The organism is Streptomyces sp. NPDC059092 (genome assembly GCF_042756365.1).
Taxonomy (GTDB): domain Bacteria; phylum Actinomycetota; class Actinomycetes; order Streptomycetales; family Streptomycetaceae; genus Streptomyces.
In genome coordinates this window covers 180133-198569 of sequence record NZ_JBHZEJ010000003.1, presented here as the reverse complement: position 1 = coordinate 198569, position 18437 = coordinate 180133, and the positions used below count along the sequence as shown (strand labels likewise).

At 73.2% G+C, this 18437-nt stretch carries 17 protein-coding genes; 7 read left to right on the top strand and 10 right to left on the bottom strand.

Features of this window, described 5'->3' with window-relative positions; genetic code table 11:
- Positions 1-35 precede the first annotated feature (35 nt).
- From ACFXPL_RS03435 to zapE, 5 genes are all read right to left on the bottom strand, one after another.
- Positions 36-905, bottom strand: coding sequence for a polysaccharide deacetylase family protein (locus ACFXPL_RS03435; protein WP_384911697.1), 870 nt, complete (start codon positions 903-905; stop codon positions 36-38).
- A gap of 105 nt (positions 906-1010) precedes the next feature.
- Positions 1011-1847: a PPK2 family polyphosphate kinase gene (locus ACFXPL_RS03430; protein ID WP_384911834.1), complete on the bottom strand. Its 837-nt coding sequence runs from the start codon at positions 1845-1847 to the stop codon at positions 1011-1013.
- Between the two features lie 264 nt (positions 1848-2111).
- A complete protein-coding gene (locus ACFXPL_RS03425) occupies positions 2112-3476 on the bottom strand; it encodes an alkaline phosphatase PhoX (RefSeq protein WP_384911694.1) in 1365 nt (454 codons plus the stop codon).
- Between the two features lie 196 nt (positions 3477-3672).
- Entirely contained in the window at positions 3673-4098 is a 426-nt protein-coding gene (locus tag ACFXPL_RS03420) for an OsmC family protein (RefSeq protein ID WP_384911691.1), read from the bottom strand.
- Positions 4099-4199: 101 nt separating this feature from the next.
- Positions 4200-5309, bottom strand: a complete 1110-nt coding sequence (gene zapE, locus ACFXPL_RS03415; protein ID WP_384911688.1) for a cell division protein ZapE — start codon at positions 5307-5309, stop codon at positions 4200-4202.
- A 37-nt stretch (positions 5310-5346) separates the two neighbouring features.
- Between zapE and ACFXPL_RS03410 the strand changes: the two genes are divergently transcribed.
- From ACFXPL_RS03410 to msrB, 4 genes are all read left to right on the top strand, one after another.
- Positions 5347-6198, top strand: coding sequence for a pyrimidine reductase family protein (locus ACFXPL_RS03410; RefSeq protein ID WP_384911686.1), 852 nt, complete (start codon positions 5347-5349; stop codon positions 6196-6198).
- A 168-nt stretch (positions 6199-6366) separates the two neighbouring features.
- Positions 6367-6819, top strand: coding sequence for an indole-3-glycerol phosphate synthase (locus ACFXPL_RS03405; RefSeq protein WP_384911683.1), 453 nt, complete (start codon positions 6367-6369; stop codon positions 6817-6819).
- Between the two features lie 82 nt (positions 6820-6901).
- Entirely contained in the window at positions 6902-8308 is a 1407-nt protein-coding gene (gene murC, locus ACFXPL_RS03400) for a UDP-N-acetylmuramate--L-alanine ligase (protein ID WP_384911680.1), read from the top strand.
- 49 nt (positions 8309-8357) lie between these two features.
- Positions 8358-8765 carry a peptide-methionine (R)-S-oxide reductase MsrB gene (gene msrB / locus ACFXPL_RS03395; protein WP_384911677.1) on the top strand — a complete coding sequence of 136 codons (408 nt, stop codon included), beginning with the start codon at positions 8358-8360 and terminating at the stop codon, positions 8763-8765.
- A 78-nt stretch (positions 8766-8843) separates the two neighbouring features.
- Here msrB and ACFXPL_RS03390 read toward each other — a convergent pair whose 3' ends face one another.
- Positions 8844-11327, bottom strand: a complete 2484-nt coding sequence (locus ACFXPL_RS03390) for a GTPase-associated protein 1-related protein (RefSeq protein WP_384911674.1) — start codon at positions 11325-11327, stop codon at positions 8844-8846.
- A gap of 181 nt (positions 11328-11508) precedes the next feature.
- Positions 11509-11913, bottom strand: coding sequence for a VOC family protein (locus ACFXPL_RS03385; RefSeq protein ID WP_384911671.1), 405 nt, complete (start codon positions 11911-11913; stop codon positions 11509-11511).
- Between the two features lie 216 nt (positions 11914-12129).
- Here ACFXPL_RS03385 and ACFXPL_RS03380 point away from each other — a divergent pair, with 216 nt between their 5' ends.
- The 3 genes from ACFXPL_RS03380 (at position 12130) to ACFXPL_RS03370 (ending at position 15372) form a co-directional block, all read left to right on the top strand.
- On the top strand, positions 12130-13098 hold the full coding sequence (locus ACFXPL_RS03380) for a hypothetical protein (protein WP_384911668.1): 969 nt from the start codon (positions 12130-12132) through the stop codon (positions 13096-13098).
- A gap of 168 nt (positions 13099-13266) precedes the next feature.
- Positions 13267-14406, top strand: coding sequence for a M24 family metallopeptidase (locus tag ACFXPL_RS03375; protein WP_384911665.1), 1140 nt, complete (start codon positions 13267-13269; stop codon positions 14404-14406).
- 198 nt (positions 14407-14604) lie between these two features.
- Positions 14605-15372 carry a class I SAM-dependent methyltransferase gene (locus ACFXPL_RS03370; RefSeq protein ID WP_384911662.1) on the top strand — a complete coding sequence of 256 codons (768 nt, stop codon included), beginning with the start codon at positions 14605-14607 and terminating at the stop codon, positions 15370-15372.
- Here the strand turns inward: ACFXPL_RS03370 and ACFXPL_RS03365 are convergent.
- The 3 genes from ACFXPL_RS03365 to treZ all read right to left on the bottom strand — a co-directional run bounded on the left by ACFXPL_RS03365 (position 15365) and on the right by treZ (position 18202).
- Positions 15365-15739 carry a DUF4180 domain-containing protein gene (locus ACFXPL_RS03365; RefSeq protein ID WP_384911659.1) on the bottom strand — a complete coding sequence of 125 codons (375 nt, stop codon included), beginning with the start codon at positions 15737-15739 and terminating at the stop codon, positions 15365-15367. The two genes, ACFXPL_RS03370 and ACFXPL_RS03365, sit on opposite strands and share 8 nt — an antisense overlap.
- Positions 15732-16235, bottom strand: a complete 504-nt coding sequence (locus tag ACFXPL_RS03360; RefSeq protein ID WP_384911655.1) for a helix-turn-helix domain-containing protein — start codon at positions 16233-16235, stop codon at positions 15732-15734. Before ACFXPL_RS03360 ends, ACFXPL_RS03365 begins: the two co-directional genes overlap by 8 nt.
- Before the next feature lie 95 nt (positions 16236-16330).
- Positions 16331-18202: a malto-oligosyltrehalose trehalohydrolase gene (treZ, locus tag ACFXPL_RS03355; RefSeq protein ID WP_384911652.1), complete on the bottom strand. Its 1872-nt coding sequence runs from the start codon at positions 18200-18202 to the stop codon at positions 16331-16333.
- Positions 18203-18437: the final 235 nt, after the last annotated feature.

Here is an 18437-nt window from a genome sequence, read left to right as displayed (position 1 = left end):
ACCCGTGGACGGGCGCCGTCCGCCGGGCCTCCGGCTCAGTGCGCCATCAGCTCCGACACCCGGACGAAGCGGTAGCCGCGCTCCCGCAGCTCCGGCACGATCCGGCGCACCGCGTCCTCCGTCACCGGCGCCGCGCTGCGCGTGCAGTGCATCACCACCAGTGAGCCGGGCTTCACATCCGCCAGCACCTGGTCGGCGACGGCGTCCGCGTCGGTGGCGAAGGCGTCGCCGCTGACGACGTCCCACTGGACGGCCGTCACCTTCTGCGGGGCGAGCGCGCGCAGCGCAGCCTTGTCGTAACAGCCGCCGGGGAAACGGAAGTACGGCACCACATTGCGCGCCCCCGCCGCGCGGAACGCGGTGAAGGCCCGCTGGACGTCGTCGGCCATCCGCTCCTTGCCGACGACCGGCAGCCCGTAGCAGTCGGCGGTGAAGGCGTAGTGGCTGTACGAGTGGTTGGCGATCTCGAAGAGCGGGTCCGTGCCGATCGACTTCGCCTGGGTCGGGTACTCCTCGGCCCAGCGCCCCGTCATGAACACGGTCGACGGCACTTCGAGCCGGCGCAGCAGCGCGATCAGCGAGGGGTTGTCGAAGCGCTCGCCGCGCGCCGCGCGCGGTCCCTGGTCGGCCGTCATGTCGGCGTCGAAGGTGAGGGCCACCGCCTTGCCCGCGGCGGCGGCGCCGCGCTGGAAGACCGGCGTCAGTCCGTCGGGCCCCGGGACCATCGTGGGCGGCCCCTTGGCCACGGCGGGGCGGGGCGTCCCGGAGTGCGGGGGAGCGGAGGAGGCGGCGGCGGGCCCGGCGGCGGCGCGGTCGGCGCCCGCGCACCCGGACAGGGCGGCGCCGAGCAGACCGAGCGCCCCGAGGGCACCGACGGCGGTGCGTGTGCGTACATATCTGGTCACACGCGGAAAATATATGATGATCTACCTGGAATCGGTGTACGGCGCTCGCGCACACCGAAGTCGTGTGTCGGCTCAGGGGGCGGGGATTCGATCGGCCCCCCGGGATCACCGGCCCGGCAGGTCCATCGCCAGCAGCCGCCTGCGGCTCTCCTCGACGTCGAAGTCGCCCGCCGGGTACGCCGGGTCCAGTGCGTCCAGGTGTTCGAGCAGCAGCGTACTGATCGCCCAGTCGCGGTACCACTTGCGGTCCGACGGGACGACGAACCAGGGCGCGGCCTCCGTGGAGCAGCGCCGCAGCGCGTGCTCGTACGCCTCCTGGTACGCGGGCCACAGCGCCCGGTCCGCGATGTCGGACGGCTGGAACTTCCAGTGCTTGTCCGGGTTGTCCAGCCGGGCCAGGAGCCGGTCGCGCTGCTCCTCGTACCCGATGTGGAGGAAGACCTTCACGATCGTCGTCCCGTCGTCGGCCAGCTCCCGCTCGAAGCGGTTGATCTGTCCGTACCGGGCGGCGAGATCCCGCCGGGAGGCCAGGCCGCGGACGCGGGCGATCAGGACGTCCTCGTAGTGCGAACGGTCGAAGATGCCGATCTCGCCGGGCTCGGGGAGCGCCCGCCGGACCCGCCAGAGGAACGGATGGCTCCGCTCCTTCGGCGTCGGCGTCCTGAACGCCCTGATCCGGCAGCCGGACGGGTTGAACAGCCCGATCACATGTTTGACGGTGCCGCCCTTGCCGCTGGTGTCCATGCCCTGGAGGACCAGCAGCAGGCGGCGCGTGTCGCCCGCGGTGGAGGACGCGTACAGACGGTCCTGGAGACCGGTCAGACGTTCGGCCAGCGCGCCCATGGCCGCCCGGCCCGCGGCCTTGTCCGCCGGGCCGCCCGGGGTCGCCCTCGTGTCGTACCCGGAGAGGTCGACGGAGGCGCCTTCGGGGAAGCGCAGCAGCCCACGGAGGCCCCGTGCCGGTTCTGGCCGCGTACCCGGCTTCTTCGGCTTCCCCCGTCTGCCCGGTTCTCCTCGCGGCTCCGGTTTCCCCCGCTGCTCCGGCTTCTTCGGCCCGCCGGCCTTCTTGCCCTTCGCGGCCACCGCGCACCCCTTCCGCTCGGTCGGCCCCTCACCGAAGGGCCCTCACCCGAGGATGCGACGGACCGGCGCGCCCTGCGACCGCTGGTGCTGCCGCGGGGCGCGCCGGGACGGGGAACGTACGTGTCAGCGCCAGGGGCCCGTCACCGCGAACGTCGTCCCCGGGTTGTAGCAGTTCACGTACATCGTGGCGCCGTCCGGCGAGAACGTCACCCCGGCGAACTCGCCCCACTCCGGATCCTCCGGGGTGCCCACGTTGTTGGCCCCCCGGGCCATCGCGTACACCTCGCCCCGTCGCGTCACCCCGAACACGTGCTGCGCGCCGCCGCCGTCCTCGCACACCATCAGCCCGCCGCCCGGCGCCAGACAGATGTTGTCGGGGGACTCGCCGGGCAACTGGATGTCCGTGTCCGGGCCGAAGACGATCACCAGGGTGAGCCGGCGCCGCTGCGGCTCGTACTTCCAGACCTGTCCGTAGTGGTCGCCCGCCGAGCCGGCCGAGCTGTGCGCGAAGCTGGACACGAAGTAGACCGCCCGGTCGCCCCAGTAGCAGCCCTCCAGCTTCTGCGCGTGGGTGATGCCGCCGGCGCCGAAGTCCTGGAAGCGGATCGGGGTCTCCTCCGCCAGCGGGTCAGGTACGGGGACCCACTCGATCCGGTCGAAGGTCGCGCCGGTCTCCATGACCGTCGACAGGTCCGGCACCCCCGGCACCCGCATGGCCTCCAGCGCCCCGCCCGCGCGCAGCGAGCCGGCACCGCCGCGCGGTTTCTCGGGCAGGAAGCGGTAGAAGAGCCCGAACGGCTTGTCGAACGCGTCCTCCGTCTCGTACACGACGCCGGTGCCGGGGTCGATCGCGACCGCCTCGTGCTGGAACCGGCCCATGGCGGTCAGCGGTACGGCTCCGGTACGGCGCGGGTCCGCGCCGTCGACCTCGAAGATGAAGCCGTGGTCCTTGGTGTAGCCGTTGGTGCCCGCGCGGTCCTCGGTCTCCTCGCAGGTGAGCCAGGTGCCCCAGGGGGTGGGCCCGCCCGCGCAGTTGACGGCGGTGCCGGCGATGGCGACGCGCTCGCCGAGGACGTTGTCGCGCCCGTCGAGTTCGAGCGCCGTACAGCCGCCCTTGCCCATCGGGTCGTAGGTGAGGCCTTCGACGGTCGGTACGCCGATGCGCGCGGTGACGCGGTTCTCGTGGTTGCGTACGAGATGGACCCGGCCGCGCTTACCCGCGAAGGCGGCCATTCCGTCGTGGTTGCTGGGGACCCGGCCCTCACCGGAGCGGAGCGGGTCGCCCTCCCGGGAGAGGACCTTGTAGCGGAAGCCCTTGGGCAGGTCGAGCAGGCCGTTCGGGTCGGTGACCAGGGGGCCGTAACCACCCCGGCCCATGGTGTGTGCCGCGGCCGTACCGGTGAACAGCTCCGATACGGCTCCTGAGAAGACGATGCCCGCGGCGGTGGCACCGCTGCGGGCGAGGATCTGACGTCGTGTTGCGGACATGAGGCAACTCCCTGCTGGCGGACAGGAGACGTGACCCGCATGTGTGTATCACGTGTGCGTGGGACACGTGAACCATGCGGGTCACCACGAGCCTCTGGTGTCGCGTGGGGCGCCGCTCGTCAACAGTGGGGTGACGTGATGTCAATTCCATGTTGACGCCGGGTGAACGCCGGGCGGCGCCCGTCCGACGCCGCCGTCAGACGAGTGAGGCGCTCAGCGTGATGGTCGTCCCCGTCAGCGCCTGGCTGACCGGGCAGTTCGCCTTGGCGTCGGTGGCCGCCGCCTGGAACGCGTCCGCGTCCAGACCCGGGACCTCGCCCTCCACGGTGAGGTGGATGCCGGTGATGCCCTCACCGGGTTGGAACGTGACGTCGGCCTTGGTGGTCAGCTTGGTGGGCGGGGTGCCCGCGCCGGTGAGGCCGTGCGACAGCGCCATGGAGAAGCAGCTCGAATGGGCGGCCGCGATCAGCTCCTCCGGGCTGGTCTTACCGTTGGCCTTCTCGGCGCGCGACGGCCAGGAGACGGGCTGCTCGGCGATGCCGGAGGAGTCGAAGGTGACGGTGCCCGAACCCTTGAGCAGTTCGCCTTCCCAGACCGTGTGAGCGGTGCGAACAGTAGCCATGATGGTTCCTTCCGATGGTCAACGGCGGTGCGGGGCGGTCACGGGGGCCGACCGCCCCGGCAGGGGGTTTGCGGCCCCCAAAGCCCCCAACCTACTGGAACCTACGGAGTGACCAGGCCCTTCGCGTCCCTCGCCAGTGCGGTGAGGCGGGAGATCGCCCGGAAGTACTTCTTGCGATAGCCGCCGTTCAGCATCTCGTCGCTGAACAGCCGGTCGAACGGCACACCGGAGGCGAGCACCGGCACCTCCCGGTCGTACAGCCGGTCCGCCAGGACCACGAGCCGCAGCGCCGTCGACTGGTCCGGCACCGGGACGACATCCGTGAGACAGACGGCCCGCACCCCCTCCGTGAGCGCCCCGTACCGGCTCGGATGGACCGAGGCCAGATGGTCGAGCAGCCCGGGGAAGTCGTCCAGGCTCGCACCCTCGGTGGCGTACGCCGCCCGGGTCACGGCCTCGTCGGAGTACGGGGCGGGCGCCTCGGGCAGCCCCCGGTGGCGGTAGTCCTCGCCGTCGATGCGCAGGGGCCGGAACCGGGCCGAGAGCCCCTGGATCTCCCGGAGGAAGTCGGCGGCGGCGAAGCGGCCCTCACCGAGCTTGCCGGGGAGGGTGTTGGACGTCGCGGCCAGCGCCACGCCCTGTTCGACCAGCCGGCCGAGCAGGCTGGAGACGAGGACGGTGTCGCCCGGGTCGTCGAGTTCGAACTCGTCGATGCAGAGGAGCCGGTGGCCGCCGAGCGTCTGTACGGTCTGCTGGAAGCCCAGCGCGCCGACGAGGTTCGTCAGCTCCACGAACGTGCCGAACGCCTTCTGCTCGGGCGGGGCCGGGGTGGCGTGCCAGAGCGAGGCCAGCAGATGCGTCTTGCCGACGCCGTACCCGCCGTCCAGATAGACCCCGCGCGGCCCTGTGGGCGCCGGCGGCTTCCGCGCGAACCAGCGGCGCACGCCACCCCCTGAGCCCCCGGGGCCCGCGACGCGGTGCGCGCCGCCCAGCCCGGCGGCGAAGGCGTCCAGGACGGTCACGGCCTCGGTCTGGCTCGGCTGGTTCGGGTCGGGTACGTACGTGTCGAAACGTACGGAGTCGAAGCGCGGCGGCGGCACCATCTCCGCGACCAGGCGGTCGGCGGCGACGCGCGGCTCACGGGCGCAGAGGGAGAGAGGGGACGCCTCGGCTGTCGGGACGTGGCCGGAGGCGGTGGTGGAGGACGACACAACTCCTCACTCTATGCTCCGTGCCAGACTGCTGGACATGCGACGCCTGTTCCCTGTGACCGATCAGACAGTGCCCGGCACCCCCGCTGACCTCGCCGTCCGTGCCGAGACCACCGGGCGCGAGTGGACCCTCGACGAACTGGCCGACGCGTACGCCTACCCGGAGCCGGAGCCGGAGCCGGAGCCGGAGTACGCGCGGGGCGGGGGTCCGGCGGGCGGGCGGGCCTGGCTGCGCGCCAACATGGTCTCCACCCTGGACGGCGCCGCCCAGCACGACGGTCTGTCGCACGCCCTCTCCTCCGACGCCGACATGCGGATCTTCGGCACGCTGCGCGGGCTCGCCGACGCGGTGGTGGTGGGGGCGGAGACGGTCCGGCGGGAGGGGTACCGGCCGGCTCGCGCCCGGGAGGCGTTCGCCGCGCGGCGCGCCGCGGCCGGCCAGCCGCCCGCCCCCGCGATCGCCGTCGTCACCATGAGCCTGGACCTGGACTTCTCGGCGCCGCTGTTCACCGCGCCCGGCGTCCCGACGCTCGTCCTCACCGGCACCGCCGCGCGGCAGGACCGGGTCCGCGCCGCCGAGCGGGCGGGAGCGGTGGTGATCGTCGCGGGGGAGGGGGCCGCGGTGGACCCCGCCCGCGCCGTACGCGCCCTCGCGGAGCGCGGCCTCGTCCGGCTGCTCACCGAGGGCGGGCCGCGGCTGCTGGGCCAGTTCGTGGCCGCCGGTGTCCTGGACGAGCTGTGTCTGACGGTCTCCCCCACGCTCACCGCCGGGGACGCGCAGCGCATCGCGGGCGGCCCCGGCGTCGCCGTACCGGAGCGGTTCACCCTGGCGTCCCTGCTGGAGCAGGACGGGTTCCTCTTCACCCGGTACCACCGGGTCCGACAATGAGCGGAATTCACCGTTCCGGTTAGCTTCCGCTGGGCAGACTTATTCTCAGGACCCCGTGCGGGCACGGGGAAGGATGGTTTCCGCAGCGGGTCCCGAGGGCCCGTGCGGCACGTGGCTCAGTTGGCTCAGTGGAACAGAAGGGCGCCTGTCGTGTTCACAAGCGTATTGATGATCGAGAAGCCTCTGACGCCGGAGGACGTCGAGTTCGTCACCACCCTCCACGGCGACGAGGCGGTCTCCTTCGTGGTGCTCATGCAACCCCGTGGCGACCAGGCGGACGTCCTGCTGCGCGCCATCGACGACGTCGCGATCGGCGAACTGCGGGACGCCACGCGCGAGGGCGACCAGCCGGAGGGCACGGAGGCCAGACAGCCGGCCGAACTGGCACTCGAACACTCCCTGAGGGCCCTGCGCGCGGCTGGCTCCGAGGCCGTGGGCCAGGTGGTCGAGGAGCATCCGCTGGACCTGCTCAAGTCCGTGGTGGAGGAGGCGACGGCCGACGAGGTGATCGTGCTGACCGAACCGCACTACGTGGAGGAGTTCTTCCACCGGGACTGGGCGTCGCGGGCCCGTCACAAGGTCGGCGTACCGGTGCTCAAACTCTTCGCCCACAGCGAATAGGCTGAATCGACGGCGCCGGCGCGTGTGAACGTACGCTGTCGGTCCTGCCCAGCACCCCGCTCGCACCTTGGGAGAAACACGTATGGCACCCGGTACCGGTATCCCCGTCGCCATGGAACGGCCGCACTTCATCGGTATCGGCGGCGCCGGGATGTCGGGCATCGCGAAGATCCTCGCCCAGCGCGGCGCGAAGGTCGCGGGCAGTGACGCGAAGGAGTCGGAGACCGCCGAGGCGCTGCGGGCGCTGGGGGTCACCGTGCACATCGGTCACGCCGCGGAGCACCTCGCGGACGACGCCTCGTGCGTGGTCGTCTCCAGCGCCATCCGGGCCGACAACCCGGAGCTGGCGCGCGCCGCCGAGCTGTCGGTGCCGGTGGTGCACCGCTCCGACGCGCTGGCCTCGCTGATGGGCGGCGGCCTGCGGCCGATCGCGGTCGCGGGCACCCACGGCAAGACGACCACCACGTCCATGCTGGCCGTCGCCCTCACCGAGCTGGGCCTCGACCCGTCGTACGCGATCGGCGGGGACCTGGCGGGCCCCGGCACCAACGCCCGGCACGGCGGCGGGGAGATCTTCGTCGCCGAGGCGGACGAGAGCGACCGCAGCTTCCAGAAGTACGACCCCGAGGTCGCGATCGTCCTCAACGTCGAGCTGGACCACCACGCCAACTACGCGTCGATGGACGAGATCTACGAGTCCTTCGAGACCTTCGTCGGCAAGATCGTCCCGGGCGGCACCCTGGTGATCTCCGCGGACCAGACCGGCGCCGTGGAGCTGACCGCGCGCGTCCGTGACCTGGCCACCGTCGGGGTCGTCACCTACGGCACGGCCGAGGACGCCGACGTACGGGTCCACAAGATCACCGCACGGGGTCTCACCAGCGAGGTCACCGTCCTGCTCGACGGCCGCCTGCTCACCTTCACGGTCTCCGTGCCCGGCCGGCACTACGCCCTCAACGCGGTCGCGGCCCTCGCGGCGGGCGTCGCCCTCGGTATCCCCGCGCACAACCTCGCCTCGGCGATCGGCACGTACACCGGGGTCAAGCGGCGTCTCCAGCTCAAGGGCGAGGCCGCGGGCGTCCAGGTCATCGACTCGTACGCGCACCACCCCACCGAGATGACCGCCGACCTGGAGGCGATGCGCGCGGCGGCGGCCCCCGGCTCCCGGCTGCTGGTCGTCTTCCAGCCGCACCTGTTCTCCCGTACGCAGGAACTCAGCGCCGAGATGGGCCAGGCGCTCGCCCTCGCCGACGCCTCGCTCGTCCTCGACATCTACCCGGCCCGCGAGGACCCGATCCCGGGCGTCACCAGCGCCCTGATCATCCAGGCGGCAGAGGCCGCGGACGCCGCGGTCACGGCCGTCCACGACAAGAACGCGGTGGCGGACGCGGTGGCGGGAATGGCGGGCCCCGGTGATCTCGTTCTCACCATGGGCGCGGGCGACGTCACGGACCTCGGCCCGCGGATCCTGGCCCGCCTGGCCGGCTGACCCATCCGGTCGCCCGAGCGGGCCCGACGACCCAGAGAGGCAAGAAGTCATGGCGTACGAGATCGACAAGCCGGAAGAGCAGTGGCGCGCGGAGCTGGCGCCCGCGGAGTACAAGGTGCTCCGCGAGGCCGGCACGGAGCCCGCCTTCGTCGGCGAGTACACGGACACGAAGACGACCGGCGTCTACTCCTGCCGCGCGTGCGGCGCCGACCTCTTCCGCTCCGACACGAAATTCGAGTCGCACTGCGGCTGGCCGTCCTTCTACGACCCGAAGGACACCGACGCGGTCGAGCTGATCGAGGACCGCTCGCACGGCATGGCCCGCGTCGAGGTGCGGTGCGCGCGCTGCGGCTCGCACCTGGGCCATGTCTTCGAGGGGGAGGGCTACCCGACCCCGACGGACCAGCGGTACTGCATCAACTCCATCTCGCTGCGGCTGGCGCCGGACGAGGACTGAGCCGCTTGAGCTTCTCCGTGGGCCGCGCGGTCCGGCTTCCCCCTCCCGGGGCCCACGGGGAAGGCCGGACCGCGCGGTTCAGCGCTGCCTGCCGAGGGAGCCGAAGCGGCGGCCCAGCCTGCTGAGCGTGCCCGGCCGGTTCCAGGCGCGGAACTCCTCCGCCCGGTGGACTCCCACCTGCTCAAGACATCGCTCGACGGCGGCGACGTCCGCGTCGGGGAGCGCGCGGACCACCGGGCGCAGGACCTTGTCACGGAGCGACGTACGCGTCCTGTCCCACTCCGCGCTCGCGCCCGGGAGCGAGCTCCACGCGACGAAGCAGTGCGCGGCGTACGCGGGGGACGTACGCAGCCGGTCGGTCACGCCGGCCTCCTGGGCCGCCGTGGCGTACGCGGCGAGCAGTGCGGGCTCGCCGCAGTGGATCAGGGTGTACAGCTCGCCCTCCGGCCGCTCCTGCGACAGCAGTTGACGCCCCAGAGTGTCCAACACCCGGGCCAGCAGGGTCGGTTCCAGCGGCTCCGCGTCGGCCCGCAGGGACAACGCCCGCTCCGTCCACGGTGGTTCGGCCCGGCCGGCGCCGAGGTCGCGGAGGAAGTCGAGGAGCAGCAGCGCGCCCCGGACACGCGGCTCCAGCCGGTCGGGGAAGCAGCGCAGCAGATCGTGCGCGAGGTCCGGGGCGTCCGGGTCGTCGGCGGGGCTGTCGAGCGCCGCCCTGACGAGCGTGGCCCACGTGCCCGCCGCGCGGTGCGCGTCCGAACCCGTCCCGCCGAGCAGCCGCCCCGCCTCACCGGCGGTCGGCGCGCCGCCGCCCCACACCAGCCGTACCGCCGTACGCAGCACCAGTGGATCGGTGAACGCCGAGACACCGCAGGCCCGGAGCGCGGCGTGCAGCGCGCTCAGACCGTCACCGCCGGCCTCCGGCGCCCAGGGCGCGCCCGCGCACATCCGCAGATGCGGCAGTGTCTGCACCCCGCCGAGGGGGAGATCGACCGCGGCCAGCAGCCGGGTGGCGGCGGCGGGATCGTCGGCGGCGTGCGCGTCGAGCGCGCCGAGCAGCGCGGTGCGCAGCTCGAAGTGGTCGTCCAGCACGGTACGTACGGCCGGGACGCGGGCCGTGTCCGGATCGGCGGAGAGGGCGCGCGCCAGCCGGGTCGCGAGGCCGGGAAGCAGCTCCGTACAGTCCACGCCGAGGATGCCCGCGACGCGCAGGAGCTCCACCGCGCGGGCGATGTCCGGCGCCGTGTCGTCGGCGATGCCCGCGAGGAGGCCGGGGGACAGCTCGGCCGCCAGCCGGTGCTTCAGCTCCCCGGGGAGGGCCGACAACTCCGCTTCGGGGAGCGGTTCGTGGGGTGCGCACTCCATCCCGGCGGCCGTGGTCAGCACGAGCGCGCCGAGGGTGTGGAGCGTGGCGGCCGTCAGGCCCTCGTCCTGCCCCGACGGCCGCGACCGGTCGCCGAGTCCGGTGAACAGCCGTGCCAGAGCGGTGCGTTCGGCCTCCGTACGGGGGGCGTCGGCCGGGGCGGCGAGCGCCTCGACGAGCCGGTGCAGCCGCTCGGGGCTCAGCGTGCGCACGTGCCGGCCCGCCCACACGGCCGCCTCCGTACGGCCTTCCGGACCCAGGGTGACGTCCGCGCCGAGCGCGGCGAAGGCCAGCGCTCCGGGGGAGAGGACACCGCCCGGCAGCGTCGCCGCCCCCGTGAACACCTCGGGCGCCCTGTCGAGCCAGACGCGCGCGGCGATCTCGCCCCAGACGTAAGGGACATACGCCGCCTCGGGCGACGCGGGCAGGGGAGGAGCCATCGGGGCGGGCGCGCGACCGGTGCAGTCGAGCACCCGGCCGTGCCGCTCGGGATCGGACAACTCCTGCGCGGTGTCGGGGAGTACGCCGACGATCCGCTGGCGGGCCTCCCACGGCCGGCGGGTGTACGTGGTGAACGTCAGCGGCTCGGCGTGCTCGCGCGGCAGGACGGCGCAGGCGAGCGCGACCCACTGGGCGACATCGGCGCTGCTCCGCTCGACGAGGACGATCCGCGCGGGTGCGCCGGTGCCGGTCTGCTCCCGCAGTCCGGCGAAGAACCGCGCGAGCCACGGGGCGCGCGCGGCGGCGAACCCGGCCAGCACGTCCCGGCCGAAGAGCCCCAGCGGGGGCAGGTCGTCCAGCGGCGCCGGGGGCCCGCTCTCCGGCGCGCCGGCCGCCCAGCGCACCGAGTTCCACGCGGAGATGGGCAGGCCGCCGCCGGGCAGCCCGGTGTCCCCGGGCAGCAGCACGGCGTGGGTGTGGGAACCGCCCGCGCCCCCTCCCGTCACGGTGCGGACCGTACGGGCCAGGAGCCGGCTGCCGTCGGAGAGCACACTGTGGCTGAACGCCTGTGGGGACGCGGCGAGTCCGGTGGCCGTGGGGTGCGGCGGAGCGCCCTCGGGCGGCTCGTACCCGATCAGCCGCTCCACCTCGTCCAGCAGCGACCGGGGCAGGCCGGGGGTGACGGAGACGAAGCCCGAGCCGGAGCCCGGCCCGACCTGGCCCGGTGGGGCCGAGGTGTAGTGCAACTGCGCCAGGCCCATGGGCCGGCCCCCTTCGTTCCTGGCTGGTCCGGTCCGCGCCCGCCGTGAACCCGGGGAGGGCGCGCCGGATTTCGGCAGCACGAAGGTACCGCCCCGCGCGGGCCCGCGCGTACCGCCCCCGCTCACCGCCCCTCACCGCCCCCGCGCGGGCCCGCGAGCATCCCCGGCGACCGCCTCGCGGCTACGCGGGCTGGAGCAGGTCCCAGAGGTTCCCGTACAGGTCCTCGAAGACCGCGACCGTTCCGTACGGCTCGTGGCGGGTCTCCCGTACGAAGCGGACACCGGCGGCGGTCATCCGGGCGTGGTCGCGGGCGAAGTCGTCGGTGTACAGGAAGAAGCCGACCCGGCCGCCCGTCTGCGCGCCGATGCTCGCGCGCTGGGCGTCGTCCTTGGCGCGCGCCAGCAGCAGGCCGGTGCCCGACCCGCCGGCGGTCCCGGCGAGCGCGCGCGGACGGACCACGACCCAGCGGGAGCCGTCGCCGCGGTCGGTGTCCTCGGCCAGTTCGAAGCCGAGGGCCTGTGTGTAGTGGGCGATGGCCTTGTCGTAGTCGTCGACGACAAGGGTGACCAGAGCGATATGAGACATACGGAGAAGTTATACGTATGACTGACCTGGTCGCAAGGCGGTGCGGAAGGACCGCGCACCGCGCCTGCCTGGTTGTCACACCGGAGGACTAGCATCGGAAGTCGGACGATCACCGGATCTCCTGGGAGATCCCGGCGGTCCCCCGGGGGGCGGCGTTCTGCGGGCGGCCCGGCAGGACGGTGACGACGCGGGGCGGACACGGGCGGAGGCGATGGCGTGAGGCTGTTCCGGCGAGGGCCGAGGCGTGACGGGCGTGACACGCCCCGGGACCCCGCGTTCTCGTTCTTCTCGGTGGACGAGGCCGCGCTCTTCCGCGGCCAAGTCCGTGAGGCGTTCGCGGAGCACGGCCTGGAGGTCACGCTCTACGCCGACATGGTGACCGACAGCGCCGGCCGCCAGTTCGGCCTGGGCAACCTCGCCGCCGTCTGCCACAACGACGACCGCGGGCCCCGCGTCTGGGGCGATCTCGCGCGCAGACACGCGGGCATGGTCCTGCGCACCATGGACGGCCCCTCCGCGCTCGACACCCTGCCGCCCGAGCAGATCCGCGCCCAGCTCTACCCCCGGGTGATCAGCGAGGACGGCCTCGACGCCCAGACGTTCGGGTACGCGCGCTCGGTCGCCCCGGGGCTCTACGAGGTGCTCGCGCTCGATCTGCCGGAGAGCGTCATGATGCTCACCGACGAGGCGCTGGAGCCGCTGGGCGAGGTCAGGGACCTCCGTGAGCGGGCGCTGCGCAATCTGCGCGAGCTGCCCGTCGAGGGACGCGAGACCGTCAAGGACAAGGGCGCGGACGGGATGCGGTTCGAGGTGATCCTCGGCGACTCCTTCTACACGGCCAGCCGTGTCCTCACCCTGGAGACGGTCGTCCGTCAGGTCACCGGCGAACGGATCCCGCCGGACGGGGCGCTCGTCGCGCTGCCGTTCCGGCACCAGCTCGCCTTCCACGTCATCCGTGACCTGACGATGATCCCGTCCCTGAACGCGATGGCGTCCTTCGCCGCCTCCGGGTACGAGGACACCCCGGGCGCCATCAGCCCGTACGTCTACTGGTGGCGCGGCGGTACGCTCACGCAGCTCAGCGAGGCGGACGACGACGGCGAGGGGCTGCGGATCGTCGTCGGGGACGACTTCCAGGAACTGCTGGAACGGCTGGACCCCGAAGGACGGATACCACCGGAGTAGCGCCCCGGCGCGGCGAGGCCGGAGCGGGTGACGTCGAAGCCCCGCGCCGCCGGAGCCCGTGCCGTCGAAGCCGCGCCGTCGAAGCCCCGCGCCGCCGGAGCCGCCCGGCCGGAGCGGGGGAGGCGCGGACCGCCCCGTGCCCGCATGGAGACCCAAGAAGGAGACCAGATGCCCGTCGCACCCCCGTCCCGCGCACCGGCGCCGTTCACCGCCGACGACTACCGCGCCCGGATGGCCCGTGCCGCCGAGGCCGCGGCCGGCGCCGGCCTCGCGGGCCTGCTCGTCGCCCCCGGGCCCGACCTCGTCCACCTCACCGGCTACCGGCCGACCGCCGACACCGAGCGGCTCACCCTGCTCGTCGTCGCCGCGGGCCGGGACCCCGTCCTCGTGGTGCCCGCCCTGGAGGCGCCGGACGCCGCACGGGCCGCCGGGGCGCCCGCGCTCACCCTTCGCGACTGGACGGACGGCACGGACCCGTACGGAGTGACGGCCCCGCTGCTGGACCCGGCGGGCCGTTTCGGCGTCAGCGACAACGCCTGGGCGATGCATCTGCTCGCGCTCCAGCGGACGTTGCCCGGCACCTCGTACGTGGCGCTGACCGAAGAGCTGCCGATGCTGCGCGCCGTCAAGGACGCGCGGGAGCTGGAGCGGATCGCCGCGGCGGGCGCGGCGGCCGACGCCGCCTACACCGAGATCCTGAAGGTCCGGTTCGCCGGCCGCCGGGAGCTGGACGTGGCCGCCGATCTCGCCCGCCTGCTGCGGGAACACGGCCACTCCCAGGTCGACTTCACCGTTGTCGGATCGGGCCCCAACGGCGCCGATCCGCACCACGAGGCCGACGGGCGGGTCATCGAGCGCGGCGACATGGTCGTCCTCGACTTCGGCGGGCTCACGTACGGGTACGGCTCCGACACCACCCGGACCGTCCACGTCGGCGAGCCGACCGCCGAGGAGCGGCGCGTGCACGACGTCGTACGCGAGGCGCAGCAGGCCGGGTTCGAGGCGGTGCGGCCCGGGGCCGCCTGCCAGGAGGTCGACCGGGCGGCCCGCGCGGTCATCGCGGACGCCGGGTACGGCGCGTACTTCATCCACCGCACCGGCCACGGCATCGGCGTCACCACGCACGAGCCGCCGTACATGATCGAGGGCGAGGAGCGGCCGATGGTGCCGGGCATGTGCTTCTCGGTCGAGCCCGGTGTCTATCTGCCGGGGCGCTTCGGGGTCCGGATCGAGGACATCGTCACGGTCACGGCGGACGGTGGCCGCCGCCTCAACGACACCCCGCGCGAGATGGCGATCGTGGAGTAGGCGGAAAGCGGCCCCTGACAGGGATCGGCGGGGGTACGGGGGTTGTTTCAGGCGCGGGCAGGAGCCCAGGGTTCCTCCTGTCCCGTTCGGCCGCCCGGCCCCCGTCCACGCCGCTGCGCGTCCCGCGCGGAACCGGGTGTGACCTGGTCTTCCGCGGTGCCCGGTGGCACCGTTCCTCCCCTGGCGGAAGGGGAGTTGATGGACCGGGACATACGCACGGTCGAGGATGTGCTGAGGTTGCTGGACGGCCTGTTCACCCCGGAGGCCGACCGCTGGACGGCCTCCGGGGCCACTTGGTGGGACGGCTTCTACGCCGATCGCTCCAAGGAGGTGCCGTTCTTCGTGGCGAAGCCGGACGAGAGCCTGGTCTCCTACCTCGACCGGGGCCTGATCACGCCGGGCCGCGCGCTCGACCTGGGGTGCGGGCCTGGCCGTAACGCGCTGCACCTCGCCTCCCTGGGCTTCCGGGTGGACGCCGTCGACCTCTCCGCGACGGCCGTCGACTGGGCGCGCGAGCGCGCCCAAGAAGCCGGTGCCGACATCCGCTTCCGCCACGGCGACGCCTTCGCCCTCGGCCCGGCCGAACTGGGCGGCCCCTACGACCTGATCCAGGACTCGGGCTGCTTCCACCACCTGCCGCCCCACCGGCGCGTCAGCTACCTCGCCCTGGTCGACCGCGTCCTCGCCCCCGGCGGCCATCTCGCCCTGACCTGCTTCGCCGCCGGCGAGATGGGCTCCGAACTCCCGGACGCGGCCTTCTACCGCCCGTCCGGCCCCGCCGAGCGCCCCGGCCTCCACGGCGGACTCGCGTACACACCGGAGTCCCTGCGCCGGATCTTCGCCGGTCTCACGGAGATCGAGGCGCGCCGCATGACCGACGAGCCGCCCGAGTCGCCCCGCTTCGGCGAACCGTTCCTCTGGACGGCCCTGTTCCGCCGGCCCGCGTCCGGCGGAACGGTCATTTAGGTTCTTCCGTCAGGCGTGCGGCGAGTTCGTCCAGGTCGGCCACGAACCAGACGTGCCGGCCGCGGTTCGATTCGCGGACGAGGTCGGGCAGGGCGGCGCTCGCCCGCAGATGGTGGGAGATGTCTCCGACGACCACAAGGTGGAGCCGGTAGTTCACCAGTTTCTGGAGGATCGCGCCGGCCAGCCCGGTGCTGAGGTCGAAGAACCGGTCGTCGAACCGCTCCGCCGGGACCGCGACCACCTCCGCTTCATGGTAGGCCGCCCCGACCAGGTGGTCGAGCGCGTCCTGCGCGGTGGCGAGGGGCGGTCCTGCCGCGTCGCAGACGAGCACCGGTATGCCGTGGTGCTCCACGAGAAGGTCAGGCACGGCGCGCCGCCCCCGTCCCTTCGGGGGATCCGGCGCTGTCCGTGAACATGCCGTTCTCCGGGCCGAGTACGCCGTCGATCAGGTGCAGCAGGTCGGCGGTGGCGGTGGCGCCGCCGAGGATCACGATCTTCATCCGGTTCCGTTCCTTGTCGTAGACCGTCTGGACGCGCAGTGGGTCGGGGGTGTCCCGGACGGACCGCGTGGTGGCCGTGAGGTAGGTGCTCAGCCGGTCGGCCGCGGCCGGGCCGAGCGCGTCGATCTGCACGATGCTCGACACCTCCACGTGCCCGCGCGCCACCCCGGCGCCCGGGGCGTCCCCGGGCGCCGGGCGGCTGGTCAGCGCCTCGAAGTCCGCCCGGCTGATCCGGTACTGCTTGCCGATCCTGACGGCCTTCAGCCTGCCGTCGCGGACATAGTTCCGCACGGTCCGCACATGCAGCCCGAGACGTTCGGCGACCTCACCGACCGAGTACAGCTCCTGCTCAGGACTCTCCATACATCCTTACGATACCTAAAACTACTCTCATAGGAGAGCGTTTAGCGAAGAAAGGGAAAGATAGGGAAGGTGTGCCTCATGGACGTCAGCCGTGCTCAGCCGTCGGTCAGGACCACACACGACTCCGGCGGCAGCCGCAGCACCCCGTCCGCTCCCGGTGCCGCCACCGGCTCCCACGCCGCGAGTACCCGCCCGGCGCCTCCCCTGGGCAGGCCGTCCAGCGGGATCTCCACGTCCCGCGAGGAGAGGTTCACCGCGATCCGCAGCTCGCCTCTGCGGTACGCCAGCCAGCGCGCCCCCTCGTCGTACGCGACCCGCACCGCCGCCAGGTCCGGATCGGCCAGGTCCGGCTGCTCGTGGCGCAGGGCGATCAGCTCGCGGTACCAGGCCAGCAGGCGCGCGTGCGGCTCGCGCGACTGTTCCGAGCGGTCCAGGCAGGAGCGTGCGCGCGTCGCCGGGTCCTGCGGGTCCGGGATGTCCTCGGCCGCCCAGCCGTGCGCCGCGAACTCCCGGCGCCGGCCGCTGCGTACGGCCTCGGCGAGCGCCGGATCGGGGTGGTCGGTGAAGAACTGCCAGGGCGTGGCCGCGCCCCACTCCTCGCCCATGAAGAGCATCGGGGTGTGCGGCCCGGTCAGGACGAGGACGGCCGCGCAGGCCAGCAGCCCGGGGGAGAGGGTGGCCGAGAGCCGGTCGCCGAGCGCCCGGTTGCCGATCTGGTCGTGCGTCTGGGCGTAGCCGAGGAAGCGGTGCGCGGGCGTTCTCGTACGGTCGACGGGGCGACCGTGCGTACGGCCCCGGAAGGTCGAGTACGTGCCGTCGTGGAAGAAGGCGTGGGTCAGCGTCTTGGCCAGCGCGGCCAGCGGCTCGCGGGCGAAGTCGGCGTAGTAGCCCTGGGATTCGCCGGTGAGCGCGGCATGCAGGGCATGGTGGAAGTCGTCGTTCCACTGGGCGTGCAGCCCGAGGCCGCCCTCCGCGCGGGGCGTGGTGGTGCGCGGGTCCCCGAGGTCGGACTCGGCGATCAGGAACAGCGGCCGGCCCAGGTCGGCGGAGAGCGCGTCGACGGCCGTGGACAGCTCTTCGAGGAAGGTCAGCGCGCGGTGGTCGGCCAGCGCGTGCACGGCGTCCAGCCGCAGCCCGTCGAGCCGGAAGTCCCGCAGCCAGGCCAGGGCGCTCTCCCGCAGATACGCGCGCACCTCGTCCGAGCCGGGGGCGTCGAGGTTGACGGCGGCGCCCCACGGGGTGTGGTGCGTGTCGGTGAAGTACGGTCCGAACGCGGGCAGATGGTTGCCCGCCGGGCCGAGATGGTTGTGCACGACGTCGAGGACGACCCCGAGGCCCAGACCGTGCGCCGTGTCGACGAAGCGCTTGAGCGCCTCGGGGCCGCCGTACGGCTCGTGCACCGCCCACAGCGACACCCCCTCGTACCCCCACCCGTGGGTCCCGGGGAAGGGGCACACCGGCATCAGCTCGACGTGGGTGATCCCCAGTTCGGCCAGGGGAGCGAGTCGCGCCGCCGCCGCGTCGAAGGTGCCCTCACGGGTGAAGGTGCCGATGTGCAGCTCGTACAGGACCGCGCCGGGCAGCGGCCGGCCCGGCCAGGGGACGCGCCAGTCGTACGCGGCCTGGTCGACGACGGCGCTGCGGCCGTCGGGGCCCTCCGGCTGGTGGCGGGAGCGCGGATCGGGCCGTACGGGGCCGCCGTCGAGCGCGAAGCCGTAGCGCGTCCCTTCGACCGGCGCGGCGACCGGTCCGTCGGCTGTACCGTCGGCCGGTCCGTCGGCTGTTCCGGCCGTCGTCTCGGCGGTCCACCAGCCGGGTCTGCCCTGGTCACGCTCCATGGGCAGGACGACGGGTCCGGCGCCGCCGGGTCCCGCCTCGCCGTGGCTGCCGGGTCCCGCGCGGTCCGCCCCTCCCAGATGGAGGTCGACCCGCTCCTGCGCCTTCGGTGCCCACACCTCGAACTGCACGGGTGGTTCCCCCTTGTCGTCGGCACCGTCCCTCTGACGGTGACACCTCTCATGGTGGCAAGGGAGACGGCCGCAGGCTCGGTGATCACGGTGAATCGGTGGCCGTGGCGCGGACGGGGACACCGCGAGCGTGCGGAGGGGAACACCGGTCCGCGTCGACGGAAACACCGGTCCGTGCGGACGGGAACACCGGTCCGCGTCGACGGGAACACCGGTCCGTCTGGACACGTCAGGG